We start from the raw sequence: 15,241 nt of genomic DNA, 5'->3' as shown, positions 1-15,241 counted from the left end.
TTAATATCTCAACGCAAAGTGAAACGATTAAAGATGGATATGATTATGGGGTAAGGCAGCGTGTTTTAACAGTGGATGTTGAGTGCTACGACACACGAGAAAACGGTGCACGTTTTGTTGACCAACTAGCATGGGAAGTTGAGGAGATTTTTTATGCTAATCCTAATCTTAACAACACGGTTGAGACATGCCACCTACAAAATATTGCTTTTGCCTTTGGCGATAATGGCGCACTAGCGCTCCATGGTGCAATTTTAACCTTTGAGGTCACTTATGTGACGAATATCCCCTCCCCTAATGAAGAAGGCAGTGTAACAGCAAGACTCGTTGAACCTTTCTTAAGTTTTGAACCAGAAACAGGCGTAGGAAACGAGGACAAATACCATAAAATTGAAGGTGGACATGTTAGAGCGGCGCGATAAAGAAATTACAGATTTAAAAAGACGTGTAGCAAATATGGTTGTGGTAGGTAAGATTAGCCATGTCGACCATAAAAACGCACGCTATCGGGTAAAAAGTGGCAATCTTGTTAGTGACTGGATTCCAGACACACAAGCCCGCGCCGGTAAAACATGCTCCTATGAAGGGCGTGATATTGGAGAGCAAGTGATTGTTGTCTCGTCGTCCGGAGATCTATCACAAGGGGTGATTATTGGTTCACTTCATACAGATGCTAATCAAGCAGCCGATAAAGGCAATATTCATAAGACACTTTATCCTGATGGAACCAGCCTTGAATATGATGATGAACAAAACAGCTATGCACTCACTATCAAATCGGGCGGAAAGTTTATCCTCACGATTGCGGATGGCGTGTCACTAAAAGGTGATGGTGGTAAGCTAGAGCTTATCGCACCAGATGGCATAAAGATTGTTTCAGAAAGCGATATAAATTTAAACGCAAAAGGCGGCATCTCTTTGAAGGCTGGTGGTGGCGTTTCACTGAATTCGAATGATAGTCTCTCTCTTCACTCCGGTGATGATGTTTCCATTCATTCAGGTGGGTTAAAGCATAACGGCACCAATATTGGAAACAGCCATGTTCATGGTGGTGTTTTCCCTGGTGGCTCTATGACAGGAGGTCCCAATTGAACAGTGGAATGAACCGTACAACAGGAAAGTCATTGACCGGCATTGATCATTTGCGCCAATCAATCCTTGATATTTTGTCAACGCGGATTGGTTCGCGTGTAATGCGGCGTGATTATGGTTCACGTGTTGCAGAACTGATTGATGCACCAGTGAATAATGCTTTTGCTGTTGCTCTTTATGCTGCTGTTGCTGAGGCGTTAGACAAGTGGGAACCGCGTTTTAAATTGAAAAAAATTGATTTTAAAATGGTTGAGGCTGGAAAAGTTTCCTTATCCTTTGAAGGCATTTATTTGCCATCAGGCAAGCCCATCACCATGGAAGGATTACTAATAAAATGAATGGAATGCTTGCAAAACCAGAAATCATCACAGAAATTTCTTTTGAGGAAATACGCGCTGCTGCTCTTGCCCATTTAAAAGAACTTTTGCCTGAATATACTATTCTCGAAAGTGATCCAGCCGTAAAAGTCATTGAAGCTTTTAGCTATCGAGAGTTGCTTTTAAGACAGCGTATTAACGAAGCGGCACGCAACAACATTCTTGATTTTGCAACTGGTGAATCTCTTGATGCTTTGGGAAATTGGCATGGTCTTGCCCGCATGGATGGTGAAAGTGACGAGAGGTATCGTGAACGCATAAAACTTCATGCCCGTGGTGGCAAAGGTAGCGGGACAGAGCCCTATTACAAGCTTATAGCCTTAACAGCAGATAGTCGTGTTAAGGATGCAATTATTTATCGAAAAGGCAAAGACCCAACCATCTATGTTGCTCTTTTTGGCAATAATGAAGAAGGAACAGCATCCGAAGATCTCTTACAAACAGTCTCACAAGCTCTTAACAAAAAGAATATCATCATGACCAATGATACAATCATTGTGCACGCTGCTGTCAAAAAAGTGGTGGATTTAGAAGCAGATGTTTGGCTGTTACCGGAAACATCGTTAAAAATTCTCACGACAATGGAAGCAAATTTAAGAGCAGCATGGAGACAAGAACAAGCCATTGGTCGTGAATTAAGCTTATCGTGGTGGATTTCGAAACTGATGATCCCCGGTGTTCAGAAAGTGATTGCCGTTGCACCAACCAGAGACAGTGCGGTTTGTGATGAAGAAGTTTTAGCTATTGGAAAAATCACCTTAAACTTCAAAGGGCGTGCGCGCTAATGGTTGGCTCCCTACTCCCCACAAACGCAACAGAATTTGAAAAGCGCCTTGCCGATGCTTGCGATTTTCATCAAGATGTTGACGGTTCTGTTTTGGGGATTTCACGCTCTAAACTGATCACACGCCCTCCCCGTTTCTTACCATGGTTGATTGAAGAATATGGACTTGGAGAGCTTACACCTTATGTTCCCAATCTTTATGATCTCATTGATCAAGGTCTTGCCTGGCAGAGGATACGTGGCTCCCTTGCTGCCATTGAGATGGGGCTTGCATGGCTGGGGGTTACAGCACGCTTTCAACCCGCATGGACGGGGCGTGTTTGGTGGAACTCCTTTCAACTCTACTTTGATCAATTGCCTGAACGGAAAAGCCTTGAAGCCATTGAAGCAATTACCGACCTTTCCAAAAGTTTGCGCTCTGATTTTCGCCGTGGTGTCATGGGTTATGATGTGCAAGCTGTTGAATGCAATATGTCACGCCTTGATGACAGTCTGCTGGAGTATGAGAGCGGTGTAAGCCTCATAGCTGGGAATACTTTGTTTTCCTTTGGACGCACAACAGAGATAGAGCGCGTTCTCACAAGAGAAGAAGGCATACTGATTGGCAATTGGATGGATGGTGGGGATGAGGAATTAAGCTTCGATCAGATCGATTACCCATGGGACATGGCAAACTTTCCGTGGTGTTCGGTCAAAAAACATGAACGCGATATGCTGATGGCAGAGTGGTTTCGCAGCCGCACACTTTATCTCGTGTTAAGAGACACCCAAGATGGCGTGATTGGGTATCGCAGATGCTATGCTGTAGCGCCGGTAGAACAGGCTTTGAATGGTGTTTATAGCCATTGTGGTGGCAGATTCCAGCCCTCCCCGATGGGCACGGCGCTTCTTGTGGCAGCACGCACAGACTTTCGCGACGTTGATGGCAAACAAGCAGCATTTGTTTCTGTTCTCGTTCATGCTTCTCCCAAACAAGATATCCCCTTTGGCAAGCTTTGGTGTGAGCCTGATGAACTGAATGGTGGTGTGGAGATACTCAAAACGCCCATTAATATTCCTTTGCGTGCCGATGTTCGCGAACAATTCAAGATTTTATTGAGGTTTTAACATGAAGCATGAAAGTGGTTTGCCCTTTGCAATTGACAGATCTCGCGGCAAAGAGGAACAACAAAGCGTTGTCTTTTATGGACAACGACCCTTTATTCAAAGTGGTGAACTCAACGAGGTTCAAACCATCATAAGGGGACGCCATAACCGTTTGGGGCGCCTTGTGGCACAAGAAGGAGACCGCGTTGAACGGGCTGATGCTTTTGTCAACAAAGACACGCAAACTGTCACGTTAACAGACGGCAAGATTTATATTGCCGGTGATATCTTTCCAGTTTCAAATGCCGTCTTAGAGAATGTTTCCATGATTGGGCGCTTGGAAATTGGTGTGAAGCTGCAAAAAAAATGGGTGACATATGAGGATGATCCAGAGCTGTTGGGGCAAGTCCCTGGCACCTTGGCAGAAGGAGAGCCTGGTGCCGCACGAGAAACAGCACAGCTTGTTTGGGCACTGAAAGAGGATGCGCAGCAAGGGACTTTCTTTCCGGTTTACATTTTGCAAGATGGTGTTTTGATTGATCAAAAATCACCCTCATTACTTGAACCGGCCATGCAAGCTATTGCTACTTATGACCGTGCCCATGGGCATTATATCGTGAGCGGATGCCGTGTAAGCGCTTTAGGACAAAACAACGGCTGCCAAGTGTTTAGCATTCAAGAAGGAGAAGCCAATATCAATGGTTTTAAACGCAAACGCCTTGCTGCTTTACGCCATGAAGAACCAGAAGATTTTTCGACAAATGTTGTTCCAAGCGAAACCCATATCTTTGCTCCTCAAACAGGGGAAACAAGCTCTCAATCTGACATTCACTCTGCTCCTGCTAACACCATCACCTTCTTGACTGATTTTAATCCGAGTGCCACCATTCATGCCACTCCCGAAGAAACGCATATTTTTTCACCTCAAAAAGGGAAAACGAGCTTTACCTTTAAAACCTATTACGCTCCCATTGCCGATATTCAGTCTCTTTTGTTGACAAAAGAAAAAACCGTTAACGTCACCCGTGGTGCCGTTGCCGCTGGGCGTGATGGTGTTCCTGATAAGAGCATCACTTCTTTTATTAAAGTCGTTCAAGGAAGCAAGGAATTTAAAGAAGGCACAGATTTTAAAAAAACAGGAGACACCATTGATTGGGCACTTGTAGGAGACGAGCCTTTAGTGGGAAGTACCTATAAGGTGACTTATCGCTATCGTGCGCAAGTTACCGCCGATAAAGTAACAGCACAGGAAATTACCGTCTCAGGTGGAGCGCAAGGTGGTGATATTATTGTAAGTTACACTTACAAATTACCGCGTATTGACCGTATAGGACTGAATACAGGGGGCAATGTGGTTTATATCAAAGGCATTGCAGCAGACCAACCCATGGCTCCAACTGTCCCTGATGATGTGTTATCCCTTGCAACGATCACCAACAATTGGCTTGATACTCCTCTTGTGGTCAATGATGGCACGCGTGTTGCCCCCTATGATGAGATGTGGCGCTATTTTCAACGGGTGCTCTCCCTTGACCGGTTGATGCAATTAGAGCGCATTAAAAGCAATGTTGACTCTAAAGAGCCTGTCGCCAAAAAAGGCATGTTTGCCGACCCTTTTCTGGATGACTCTTACAGAGATAAAGGCTTTCAACAAACAGGCGCTGTAGGCAGTGGCATTTTACAGCTCGCCATTGATCCAACATTTTACACTGCTCCTTTAAAAGCGCCTGTCACCCTTGACTGGACAAATGAAGTGATCATTGCGCAAGAATTGACAACGGCTTGCGAAAAAATCAACCCCTATCAAAATTTTGCACCGCTGCCTGGTACAGTAAAACTCACCCCCGCGACAGATTTTTGGCATGAACAGCGCACCGATTGGCTCTCGAGTGTCACCAATCAACTGAATATGGGATGGAACCGTGGGAGAACTATCCGTAACACAGAAGTGCATGATAATCTCATCAATGAGACTCAAAAACAAATCAATTTTTTAAGGCAAATTACTCTTCACTTTAAAATTGAAGGCTTTGGCAAGGGGGAAATCTTGGAAAGTCTTACCTTTGATGGTGTGAATGTTTTGCCAAAAACAAAGCTTATTGCTAACACCAATGGCACTCTTGAGGGCACTTTTAAGATTCCACAAAACATCACCGCTGGCACAAAGAATGTTGTGGCACGCGGCAAAGGTGGAACCATTGCAACGGGGCTTTTTACCGGTCAAGGTGTGATTGATGTGAAAGTTATGCGACACACCACAACGGTGCGTATCTGGACACAATTTGACCCACAAGCGCAGGTCTTTACTCCTGATGAAACACGGCAAATCACAGGTATTGACTTTCATCTTTGCAAAATCGGTAATCAAAACCATGATCTGGTGATTGATTTGGTGACAACCGAAAACGGTTATCCAACAGCTGATATTCAAGCACAAAGCTTTTATTCCATGAAGGGCGCAAAGGCAGGATGGGCAGAGGCACGCTACGATATACCACTCCTTGTCCCCAATGACCGCTTAACAGCTTTTGTACTCAAGACAGATGATAGTAATCATTCCGTCTCCTTGGCAAAGCTTGGAGATTTTGATGCAGAACACCAGAGAGTTGTCTCAAGTCATCCTTATGTAACCGGTCCACGCTTTTCTTCTGTCAATGCACAAAGCTGGACAGCCCATCAAGATGAGGCTCTTGCCTTTCGAGTGCTAGCCGCACGTTATACACAAACAGAAAAAACCATTGATCTTGGCACATTTGATCTTGTTGACTGTTCTGATTTACAAATACGCGCAGCCATTGAATTACCTTCAAGCGATTGCTCTGTCATCTTTGAAATTGAAAGAAACAATGGGACAATTTATCAACTGCTGCCCTTTCAATTGCTAAGCCTTACCGAATATATCAATGAAAAGGTCAAGCTCCGCGCCATTCTCAAAGGGACAGAGAAACTCTCACCCGTCTTGTTTGCGCCTGTTCAATTGATTGCGGGAAAAATCCATAAAACAGCAACCTACATTACGCGGGCTTTTGCCTTTGGGGAAAAGGCAAGGTTAACGAGCTATATCAAAACCTTTTTACTGGGTGGTGCAACCTTTACACTCGAGATGCAGCTGGATGATGGTGCTTTTGTCCCTTTGAAACTCGACGAAACAGAACAGTTATCCGAGCCGCTTTGGATAGAGCAAAAATTCACCAGCAGCAATAAGACAGCCAAACAAGCGCGCTTAAAACTCACACTTACCGGTGGACCAGCAGCGCGGTCAATGGTGTGTGATTTTGGTGCCGGCATATTGTGATGGGAAAACAGAGATGACCAAAACTAAAAAACTCGACATGGAATTACCTAAAGAAGGTCGTTTTATCAGTTCTGAATTCCCAATCTTGCGGGAAAACTTGACCAAAATTGATCAAGCCATAATGGATGTTGAGGAAAAGCTAGACGAAAAAGCGCCTTCAAAACACACGCATAGCATAAGTGATGTCACAGATCTTGAAGCAGCCCTTAAGTCCAAGATGGCAGCCGATAAAACCTTCTCATTTGCTGATTTAAGCGATATCGAGGGCGCTAAGGACGCGGCTAACAATTATGTTCTCTATAAATCAAGCAATAATAATTTTACCTTTGGCAGTGCTATTTCCCTGTTAGGCACACACCAACATAAGAGCGAAGATATTGTTGGCTTGGATGAATTTAGAGCCAAGATTACTCAAGATCTCACAAGCTATGGACGCTTAAAACAAGCCAATGAATGGCAAAATTACAACAAATTTACCAGCAAAGTTACTATGAGTGGTGATTTGGAACTATTGGGCAACGCATCATTGAATCTCATCCATAACGATAGAGTGGTCACCAATCTAAGCACAAGTGGAACCACCTTGAAAGGACCGCTTAAAGTTGATGGTGAAGCTGTTTATACCAAGTCACAAGTAGATAAATTAATAGCTTCATTAGTCAAAAAACCTGTCGAAATTCTTATGACAGAAAGCGGACCTATACCCTTTCCTGAAGGTGTTAGCGATGACACAAATGTAGAAATATGGGCATGGGGTGGTGGTGGTAGTGGGGGGACTGGAGGCTGGTTAAAAAACACTCAGATCGGTCGTATCACATATACCTACTACGGTGGCGGTGGAGGCGGCGGAGGACAATGTGTACGCATTCAAATTAAAGGATCTCAACTTAGAAAATCAAGAAATATTCAAATTGGTCGTGGTGGTAAAAATGGCAGTGGTGGTGCAACGATTATTAAAGATCTTCTCGTCGCCAATGGTGGGAGTGCAGGTTCTCAGGGTAGCGGAGTTACCAAAACAGTAGGAAAAGGAGGAACAGGAGGTCACTCAAGCATTAAAAACTTTATTTTTTCTGGCGGTGATGGTGGAGATGGCGGAAGCTATAACGGTGGAAGCTCTGTTTTTGGTGGTGCTGGTGGCGGCGGCGGTTCTAGTGATGGTAGCGGCGGTTCTGGTGGTGAAAGTGATAAAGGTGGGAAAGGTGGCAGAGGTGGTAAAAACCAAGCTGATGCTGGCGGTGGCGGCGGTGGCTATTTTTCCGGAAAGGATGCGTGGAACTACAACAGCGGTGATGGTGGCGATGGCGCAATCTTATTTAGATTTTTTATATAGGAGAGATTGATGGAATATGCAGTTGTTGAAAATGGTGTGGTAACAAATATTATCATAGCCTCAGAAGATTATGTTCACGGCTTTGATGGTGAGGCAATTTCCTCAAGTGAAGCACAAATTGGCTGGACTTATAAGGACGGAGTGTTTTCTCCCCCCGTGGTGGACGAAAACACAAAACAGCTCTCATCTACTGAAATGGCAGAAACAGACGCACCCGTAGAGCCCATAAAAGGACCAAAAGAGAAACTTGAACAAGCCTAGGTTATAGAGGGATGCTTATTGTACAAAAGCTTAAAGGTTTGTATGGACTTCTATCTTAAAGTTCCTTTTAAAGCTCTTTTAAAGGGCTTTTTTGACTGACAGTGTCAGGCTTATGAGAGAGTGTAGATGATTGTTATGGTCTCTTCATTAATTTGGAGAGCAAAATGACAATAGAATTTAAACTTCGTATTCACTTTATTAAGAATGGCAAGGGATCTAAGTTTTTAGCAATATTTGATCAGACAGCCGTCGATATGGTCGTAAAATCCTTAATGTTAACGTGCAAACTTATTCCCCCCATGAGTTTGTGCTTCTCTTTACGCATGAGGTGGAGAAAAGAAAAACAAGTCTAAGCTATGAGGCTTTCCAATGGAATATTAAACTGTTGATGCAAGTTTTTAATCATGCGCAGTGTTAGTTTTCTTTTACCACTCAAGATTTCATAAACACGATTTAAATGACCAATCGCAGGAACAAGATCTTTAGCACTTAAGTTCATTTGTTCCATTCTAAATTTAATAGCTTCAATTGGATGAGGAGGAGAAATAGGATAGTGTTCCGCTTCATACGCTTCAATTAACAAAACAAGAACCTCCATTTGATCAAATTCTGGAGTATTCTCTTTAGGTTGATTGTCAAACATCGCAGACACAATCTCTAAAGCTTCTTGGTAATCTCTCTGTGTACGAATTGGTTTGATATTCATTTCTTAAGTTCCTTTAGTTCTACAGTATTAGCGTCAATTGCATCATACTGTTTGTGAGTCCCTATAAATTTTATGTAAAGCCAACCTGCTGGATAAAAGATTGAAACAATTAAACGATAGTCATTGCCTCTAATATTAAAAACAACACGATTATTCTTTAATATGCTTGCATTTTTATATTTCTCTTTAATGTCATGAGGAGAATGCCATTGTGCATTTTTAGCTTCATCTATCCATGCTTTTAACGGTTGTTCAGCATCAGGATATCGAGACCAAAAAGTTTGAAGTGTGGAGATTTTAACAATTTTCATAAGTATATCCTGATTTTTATTAGCTATAGTCCCATTTTGGTACCAAGTCAAGATATTTATAAAAAAAAAGCACTTGTTGAAAACAAACCTTTCTCAAGAGTGGTTTTTGCCCCTCATTTTTCCCATTCATCTCATTAGCCAATAGTTTAAAGGAGCATAAAGTATGGCAACAGGTTTTCTACACGGTGTTGAAGTTGTCGAGGTTGACGACGGCACACGCCCCCTTCGCGCAGTTCAATCGGCAGTTATCGGGATTGTTGGCACAGCACCCGATGCCGATGAACAAGCCTTTCCTCTTAACACACCCGTTTTGGTCTCGGGTTCACTTTCACAAGCCGCTAAACTGGATAAAACAGGCAAGCGTCAAGGCACATTGCCCAATGCTCTTGACCTGATTTTCAAACAAGTGGGCGCCATTGTCGTCGTCGTGCGGGTGCAAGAAGGTGACAATGAAAGCGCAACATTGACCAATGTCCTAGGCGGTGTGAACGCAAATGGCGCTTATGAAGGTGTCCATGCGTTGATTGGAGCACAATCTGTTGTGGGACAAACACCACGCATTCTTATTGCGCCAAGCTTTACCCATAAACGCCCTATCAGTCTTAGCAAGATTGATGTGATAAACCAAGGTAGTGGTTATGCCCAAGCAAGCGTTAAAATCGAAGGCGGTGGAGAAGCAGAAGCAATCCTGAAAGATGGAAAAGTAACCTCACTTGTCATTAAGGACACTGGCTTTGAGTATCAAACCGCCCCAAATGTAACGATTGAAGGGGATGGCACTGGTGCAACAGCAAAAGCTGAAATTAGTGCAACCTCTAATCCTGTAGCGGCAGAACTCATTGGCATTGCAGAGCGTCTGCGTGCTATTGTGGTGCTTGATGCACCAAACACAACAGATGAAGCAGCACTTAGCACAGCAAAGGATTTTGATTCAAAGCGCGCTATTCTAGTTGATCCGTTTGTAAAGGTGAATCATGATGGAAAAATCGTAGAACAGCCGGCAAGTGCAGCGGTTGCCGGTGTCATTGCTAAAACTGATTTCGCCAACGGTTTTTGGCATTCTCCTTCAAATAAAGTGATTAATGGCATTGTTGGTATTGCACGCCCAATTGATTTTTCCATTGGTGATAGATCAAGCCGTGCCAACCTTCTCAACGAGCAAAATATCACAACCATCATTCGCGAAAACGGCTATCGTCTTTGGGGCAATCGCACCCTTTCAAGTGATACAAAATTTGCTTTCTTATCGGTAGTGAGAACCGCGGATATGATCAATGACGCCATTTTACGTGGGCATCTATGGGCTGTCGACCGCAATATCAAAAAAACTTACATGAATGACGTGAGTGAAAGCGTCAATGCCTATTTGCGTGATCTAAAAGCGCAAGGTGCCATTCTTGGTGGGCGCTGTACACCAGATCTAGAGCTTAACACAGCAAGCGCTATTGAAAGCGGCAGAGTCTATTTCAATGTGGAATTCACCCCAACAACACCAGCAGAACACATCACTTTCCGTTCACGCATTGTGAATGATTACTTAGAGGAGATCTTTTAATGACCATACCCGTTTTACCAAGAGTTTTGAAATATTTTAACATTTTTGTCGACGGCATTCCCTATCAAGCAAAATGTGAAAGCGTGACACTACCGAATTTGAGTTTGGTCGTTGAAAATTATCGCGGCGGTGGCATGGATAGTGCCATTGAGGTTGATCTTGGACTTGAAACTCTCATCCTCACCATGACCATTTCTGATTGCTCTCCAGAGTTGATGTCCCTGTTGGGACGCTCTGATGTTGACATCTCATTGAGAAGTTCAATGCAAGCCCAAGGCACACCGGCAGAAGGTGTGGTCATTACCATGAGAGGGCTTTGCAAAGGCTTTGAAATGGCAGAATGGCAACCGGGGGGCAAAGCAACATCCACAGCGACCTTCACATTGCAGTATTTCAAATATGTCCAGAAAGATATGGAAATTGTTGAGATAGATGTCCTCAACTTGGTGAGGAAATTCAATGGCGTTAATCAATTAGCAGAACATAAAAACTTTTTAGGAATGTAAGAATGACAGTACAAACAAGCATTACACATAAATTACTGATACCCGTTATTTTTGAAGGAAAAGAGCACACCACAATTACCTTACAGCGTCCCAAAACAAAAGATGTGCAAGCAATCGATAAGAAGGAAGGCATAGAGCAAACAATCGCTATGATCACACGCCTTTCTGAATGGCCACATGAGGCTGTTGGTGAACTCGATATCAATGATTTGGCAAGTATTGGGGAGATTTTGGAGTCTTTTATCAAGCGGCGGGACACCTCGACTGGGAAACCGCCGCAAAACTCATAGCCGATATCGCCATTGTTTTTCATTGGTCCCTTTCAGAGATGATGGAAATGGAACCGCAAGAGTTAATATTCTGGCGAAAACAAGCAGCAGAAAGATATAAGACAAAATGAGTAAAACAACCAAAGTTGCCGATGCAAAGGTAAAATTGTCTCTTGAAGATAAACTCACCGCACCTCTCAAACGTGTACAAGAGCGTTTTCAGAAATTGTCGCATAGCTTGAGTATTCCGCGCTTTTCTGCTGCGGTAAAAAATATGACAGCAAGCCTTCATGGCGTTCAAGGTGCCCTTGGCACAGCAGCAAGTCGTGCTTCAGTTTTTACCGGTGTTTTAGGGCTTGCTGGTGGTGGTCTTGTAGCAAGCTTAACCGCTGTCACCATGAAAACCATGCATTTAGGAGATAGTCTTCACCATGCCTCACGGCATTTAGGCATGAGTGTTGCATCACTTCAATTATGGGGCGATGCAGCGGATAATTCAGGATATTCTGCCGAACTCTTTCAACAATCCTTAGCAACTTTAAATAGACGTTCTGCGCAAGCTTTTGCTGGGCAAAAAAGAGGCATTATGGGCTTTGAAGCGCTTGGTATTTCTGTCAAAAACGCCTCGGGAAAACTGAAATCAAATTCTGTCTTGTTGGAAGAAATTACCGACAAGATGAGTAAGATGAAAAATCAAGCACAAAGACAGCATATTGCTGCTCTGCTTTTTGGTGGTGATGGCAAGGAAATGGCAGCCATGCTTGCGCAAGGCATGGCGCCCATCAAAGAACTCTTTGCAAAGGCAAGGAAAGGAAAATGGCTGATAGGTGCTGATGTTGCACGTTATGCAGCAGATTTAAGTGATAAGCTTGGTGCCTTTAAGAAAAAAATAGGGGGCATTACCAGTTTTATTGGGGCGCGTTTTATGCCCGTCATCAATGATATGATTGACGCTTTTTCAAAATTGATTGATGAAAACCGCAACCTCATTCAAACAACCGTTGCTGGATGGGCAAAAATCTTAAAAAAAGTCTTGAAGGATTTGTTTAATCCTACTTCTGATTTGAGAAGAGGCATTAGTGATCTCACAGAAAGGATTAAAAGCTGGTTCCGCTGGATGGAACCATTGATTGGGGAAATAACCCTCTTTAAGGTGGGTCTTGTGGCACTTGGTTCGTTTATTTTTGGTCCACTCATTGCCGCATTAGCGGCTGCTGGAGCAGCATTTGTCACGCTTGGCTATGCAATCATGACCACACCTATCGGCTGGATACTTGGTGGTATTACGGCACTTGTTGGAGCTGGATATTTGCTCTACAAAAATTGGGATACGGTAGTAAGCTTCATAAGCAACTTGTGGAATTCTTTTGCCAACTTATGCCGTAATATTTTCAGTAACCTCTTTACACTCTTTAAAAACTTTTCACCGCTCTCTTGGATTGCAAAAAAAATCAATGCATTAATTGATTGGCTGTTTGGGGTCAATCTCATGGAAGCAGGAGCCAATCTGATTAACGGGCTTTGGGAGGGGATCAAAAGCCAGTGGCAAGCCCTGTCCGAATGGTTTAGCGGCATGATAAGCACATTAACCAGTTGGATGCCCAATTGGGTGAAAGAAAAGTTAGGCTTTAATGTCTCGATCAACAAAACTTCAACCCAAACGATTAAAACCTTTACCGAGGAAACCAATGCACGGGCAAAAAGAATGGTTGATACAGTAGTGGTTACAAATACCCCGCCTGAAAAACACAAGAGTGGTTTTAATACAAGTGTCGTTGAAACAGGACAAATGCAGGCTACAAATGCAAAAGTGGCTGCCTTTAAAGCTCCAAAGCCCATTACGGTTCATAAACCCGTTGAAGTAGACGCCCGTGTCACCATTACAAATCTCAATATTTCAGTACCAAATGGTCTCAAGGACGAAATCAGAGACGCTGTCAATCAAGCACTTGAACGCTATGCAAAACAGCAACGTTTAGCCATAGCCTCTAGCCTTTCGGATTAAATACCATGATGTTAGCTTTGGGTGTTTTTATTTTTTCCATTGAAACAGCAGCATATCAAACACTCGATATGTCTTATGGCGTTCCATGGGTAGAGCAAGGGCGATTGGGGCGGAAAGCTGCTCTTCAATTGCCAGCTGTTGCAAATGCGGAATTTTCTCTAACTGGTGTGATTTATCCAGATTTTAAAGGTGGTCACAGGCAGATCGAATATTTACGGCAAATGGCACATGAGGGACCTCATATTCTTGTAACAGGTCAAGGCAGGATTTTAGGCAAATTTGTCATTCTTTCTGTGGAGGAAAAACAAAGCGTTTTTCATCATAACGGCACCCCCAAAAAACAAGAATTTACGATAAAATTGAGAGAATATGGGGAAGACCAATGAGTGATCTTTACAGAACCAAAGAGGGCGATATGGTGGATGCCATTTGCTGGAGATATTATGCCAAAGGTCAACAAGCACTTGCTGTTGAACGCGTCTATGCAGCGAATTTTGGGCTTGCAGACTATGGTCCCATTTTAAAAGCAGGTATCACAATTGTTTTGCCTTCTTTGCCTTATCCTAAAGCTACACCAGTAATCAGACTTTGGGGCAGCAAGAAATGAAACCTTTTTGCACGGTTTTGGCAAATGGAGAAGACATTACAAGAACTCTCATGGACTATGTTTTGTCGATTGAAATTACCGATGAAGCAGAAGACAAAAGTGACCGTATCACCATAGAACTTGATGACCGCGCACGTGACAGTGATAATGGCTTTTTAGACATTCCTCTTATCGGAACAGTCATTTCCATAACACTTGGCTATGAAGGCGGCAAAAACCGCGATATGGGAGCCTATTTGATTGATGAAATCTCTGTGAGCAGCCCACCACAAAGCTTAAACGTTACAGGGCGCGCCGCATCAATGAATACATCCTACCGAACACCTAAAAGCCAATCCTATCACCAGCAAACCCTTGGCAGTATTGTTCAAGAGATAGCGCAGCGTAATGGCTATACCCCCAAAGTTGATCCTGCTCTTGCAAAAATTGTTGTGCGTCACATTGATCAAACTGCTGAAAGCGATATGGCTTTTGCCACACGTCTTGCAGGAGAATATGATGCGGTGGCAAAGCCTGTTGATGGCAACCTTGTACTTGCCAAACGGGGGGAAGGCAAAGCCATTACCGGCGAAACACTCCCCATTGTTGTAATCCATGAAAAACATTGTACCTCTTGGGATTTTAAATACAGCGCACGGGATGAAGCAGGTGCGGCAAATGGCTTAGAAACGGATGTGGGGGACGACCAAAAAGCCGCAGCTAATGCACGAGAACCAGAAGAAATGGATGATGATGAAAACTTTATCCATATGGATGACAGTGACAGAGCACCATCACCATCTGAATCGGAAAAAGCAGAAACAACACCTGAGAAAGAAGAAGACAAAGAGAAAAAAGGTGGTGTTATCGCAACCTATTACGATGTACGCAGTGGTGAAAAAAAAGAAGTAAAATCTGGTAACCCGCCGTTTCATGAACTCAAATACACTTATCACAATCAGGCAGAAGCTGTTGCGGCCATTGCCGCTTATCGCAATAAGTCATCACGCGGTAAATCTTCTTTCTCATGTGATATTGGTGGTGATCCCTTTGTGCAAGCAGAAGCAAAGCTTGTTCA

At 43.4% G+C, this 15,241-nt stretch carries 18 protein-coding genes; 16 read left to right on the top strand and 2 right to left on the bottom strand.

What is annotated here, in order from left to right; translation table 11 throughout:
* The 8 genes from MCO_RS09250 to MCO_RS09215 form a co-directional block, all read left to right on the top strand.
* Positions 1 to 422 (top strand): hypothetical protein (locus MCO_RS09250; RefSeq protein ID WP_007552711.1); only part of this gene is annotated, 422 nt, incomplete at its 5' end.
* Positions 403 to 1,092 (top strand): phage baseplate assembly protein V, encoded by a 690-nt coding sequence (locus tag MCO_RS09245; RefSeq protein WP_007552710.1) that lies wholly within the window; start codon positions 403 to 405, stop codon positions 1,090 to 1,092. The genes MCO_RS09250 and MCO_RS09245, both read left to right, overlap by 20 nt.
* On the top strand, positions 1,089 to 1,430 hold the full coding sequence (locus MCO_RS09240; protein ID WP_007552708.1) for a GPW/gp25 family protein: 342 nt from the start codon (positions 1,089 to 1,091) through the stop codon (positions 1,428 to 1,430). The genes MCO_RS09245 and MCO_RS09240 overlap by 4 nt, the downstream gene beginning before the upstream one ends.
* Positions 1,427 to 2,254: a baseplate J/gp47 family protein gene (locus MCO_RS09235; RefSeq protein WP_007552707.1), complete on the top strand. Its 828-nt coding sequence runs from the start codon at positions 1,427 to 1,429 to the stop codon at positions 2,252 to 2,254. Before MCO_RS09240 ends, MCO_RS09235 begins: the two co-directional genes overlap by 4 nt.
* Positions 2,254 to 3,360 carry a phage tail protein gene (locus MCO_RS09230; protein ID WP_007552705.1) on the top strand — a complete coding sequence of 369 codons (1,107 nt, stop codon included), beginning with the start codon at positions 2,254 to 2,256 and terminating at the stop codon, positions 3,358 to 3,360. Before MCO_RS09235 ends, MCO_RS09230 begins: the two co-directional genes overlap by 1 nt.
* Before the next feature lies 1 nt (position 3,361).
* Complete coding sequence (locus tag MCO_RS09225) at positions 3,362 to 6,634, top strand: DUF4815 domain-containing protein (RefSeq protein WP_007554108.1); 3,273 nt, start codon at positions 3,362 to 3,364, stop codon at positions 6,632 to 6,634.
* A 13-nt stretch (positions 6,635 to 6,647) separates the two neighbouring features.
* Complete coding sequence (locus MCO_RS09220; RefSeq protein ID WP_007554107.1) at positions 6,648 to 7,964, top strand: Bgr_08870 family protein; 1,317 nt, start codon at positions 6,648 to 6,650, stop codon at positions 7,962 to 7,964.
* A 9-nt stretch (positions 7,965 to 7,973) separates the two neighbouring features.
* The gene (locus tag MCO_RS09215) at positions 7,974 to 8,225 is read left to right on the top strand and encodes a hypothetical protein (protein ID WP_007554106.1); all 252 of its coding nucleotides are present in this window, start codon (positions 7,974 to 7,976) and stop codon (positions 8,223 to 8,225) included.
* A 349-nt stretch (positions 8,226 to 8,574) separates the two neighbouring features.
* Here the strand turns inward: MCO_RS09215 and MCO_RS09205 are convergent, their stop codons facing one another.
* Both MCO_RS09205 and MCO_RS09200 read right to left on the bottom strand, forming a co-directional pair.
* Positions 8,575 to 8,931: a type II toxin-antitoxin system HigA family antitoxin gene (locus MCO_RS09205; protein ID WP_007554104.1), complete on the bottom strand. Its 357-nt coding sequence runs from the start codon at positions 8,929 to 8,931 to the stop codon at positions 8,575 to 8,577.
* Entirely contained in the window at positions 8,928 to 9,242 is a 315-nt protein-coding gene (locus tag MCO_RS09200) for a type II toxin-antitoxin system HigB family toxin (protein WP_007554103.1), read from the bottom strand. The genes MCO_RS09205 and MCO_RS09200 overlap by 4 nt, the downstream gene beginning before the upstream one ends.
* Positions 9,243 to 9,405: 163 nt before the next feature.
* Here MCO_RS09200 and MCO_RS09195 point away from each other — a divergent pair, with 163 nt between their 5' ends.
* From MCO_RS09195 to MCO_RS09165, 8 genes are all read left to right on the top strand, one after another.
* Positions 9,406 to 10,797: a phage tail sheath subtilisin-like domain-containing protein gene (locus tag MCO_RS09195; protein WP_007552696.1), complete on the top strand. Its 1,392-nt coding sequence runs from the start codon at positions 9,406 to 9,408 to the stop codon at positions 10,795 to 10,797.
* A complete protein-coding gene (locus tag MCO_RS09190) occupies positions 10,797 to 11,303 on the top strand; it encodes a phage major tail tube protein (RefSeq protein WP_007554102.1) in 507 nt (168 codons plus the stop codon). Before MCO_RS09195 ends, MCO_RS09190 begins: the two co-directional genes overlap by 1 nt.
* A 2-nt stretch (positions 11,304 to 11,305) precedes the next feature.
* Positions 11,306 to 11,593, top strand: a complete 288-nt coding sequence (locus tag MCO_RS09185; protein ID WP_007554101.1) for a phage tail assembly protein — start codon at positions 11,306 to 11,308, stop codon at positions 11,591 to 11,593.
* Between the two features lie 38 nt (positions 11,594 to 11,631).
* Positions 11,632 to 11,703 (top strand): GpE family phage tail protein, encoded by a 72-nt coding sequence (locus MCO_RS11435; protein ID WP_081485993.1) that lies wholly within the window; start codon positions 11,632 to 11,634, stop codon positions 11,701 to 11,703.
* Complete coding sequence (locus MCO_RS09180; RefSeq protein ID WP_007554100.1) at positions 11,700 to 13,577, top strand: phage tail tape measure protein; 1,878 nt, start codon at positions 11,700 to 11,702, stop codon at positions 13,575 to 13,577. Before MCO_RS11435 ends, MCO_RS09180 begins: the two co-directional genes overlap by 4 nt.
* Before the next feature lie 5 nt (positions 13,578 to 13,582).
* Complete coding sequence (locus MCO_RS09175) at positions 13,583 to 13,963, top strand: phage tail protein (protein WP_007552691.1); 381 nt, start codon at positions 13,583 to 13,585, stop codon at positions 13,961 to 13,963.
* A complete protein-coding gene (locus MCO_RS09170; RefSeq protein WP_007552690.1) occupies positions 13,960 to 14,184 on the top strand; it encodes a tail protein X in 225 nt (74 codons plus the stop codon). Before MCO_RS09175 ends, MCO_RS09170 begins: the two co-directional genes overlap by 4 nt.
* Positions 14,181 to 15,241, top strand: a 1,061-nt coding sequence (locus MCO_RS09165; RefSeq protein ID WP_007554099.1) for a phage late control D family protein, incomplete at its 3' end; no start/stop codon positions are given. The genes MCO_RS09170 and MCO_RS09165, both read left to right, overlap by 4 nt.

The organism is Bartonella sp. DB5-6 (genome assembly GCF_000278115.1).
GTDB classification, from domain to species: domain Bacteria; phylum Pseudomonadota; class Alphaproteobacteria; order Rhizobiales; family Rhizobiaceae; genus Bartonella; species Bartonella refiksaydamii.
Note: the sequence above shows the minus strand (reverse complement) of the source record. Positions and strands in the feature narration are given on the sequence as shown.

Excerpts from the sequence above, each read along its gene's own strand:
- MCO_RS09245 (WP_007552710.1), top strand. The coding sequence starts at position 403 with ATGTTAGAGCGGCGCGATAAAGAAATTACAGATTTAAAAAGACGTGTA.
- MCO_RS09235 (WP_007552707.1), top strand. The coding sequence starts at position 1,427 with ATGAATGGAATGCTTGCAAAACCAGAAATCATCACAGAAATTTCTTTT.
- MCO_RS09230 (WP_007552705.1), top strand. The coding sequence starts at position 2,254 with ATGGTTGGCTCCCTACTCCCCACAAACGCAACAGAATTTGAAAAGCGC.
- MCO_RS09225 (WP_007554108.1), top strand. The coding sequence starts at position 3,362 with ATGAAGCATGAAAGTGGTTTGCCCTTTGCAATTGACAGATCTCGCGGC.
- MCO_RS09220 (WP_007554107.1), top strand. The coding sequence starts at position 6,648 with ATGACCAAAACTAAAAAACTCGACATGGAATTACCTAAAGAAGGTCGT.
- MCO_RS09215 (WP_007554106.1), top strand. The coding sequence starts at position 7,974 with ATGGAATATGCAGTTGTTGAAAATGGTGTGGTAACAAATATTATCATA.
- MCO_RS09205 (WP_007554104.1), bottom strand. The coding sequence starts at position 8,931 with ATGAATATCAAACCAATTCGTACACAGAGAGATTACCAAGAAGCTTTA.
- MCO_RS09200 (WP_007554103.1), bottom strand. The coding sequence starts at position 9,242 with ATGAAAATTGTTAAAATCTCCACACTTCAAACTTTTTGGTCTCGATAT.
- MCO_RS09195 (WP_007552696.1), top strand. The coding sequence starts at position 9,406 with ATGGCAACAGGTTTTCTACACGGTGTTGAAGTTGTCGAGGTTGACGAC.
- MCO_RS09190 (WP_007554102.1), top strand. The coding sequence starts at position 10,797 with ATGACCATACCCGTTTTACCAAGAGTTTTGAAATATTTTAACATTTTT.
- MCO_RS09185 (WP_007554101.1), top strand. The coding sequence starts at position 11,306 with ATGACAGTACAAACAAGCATTACACATAAATTACTGATACCCGTTATT.
- MCO_RS09180 (WP_007554100.1), top strand. The coding sequence starts at position 11,700 with ATGAGTAAAACAACCAAAGTTGCCGATGCAAAGGTAAAATTGTCTCTT.
- MCO_RS09175 (WP_007552691.1), top strand. The coding sequence starts at position 13,583 with ATGATGTTAGCTTTGGGTGTTTTTATTTTTTCCATTGAAACAGCAGCA.
- MCO_RS09170 (WP_007552690.1), top strand. The coding sequence starts at position 13,960 with ATGAGTGATCTTTACAGAACCAAAGAGGGCGATATGGTGGATGCCATT.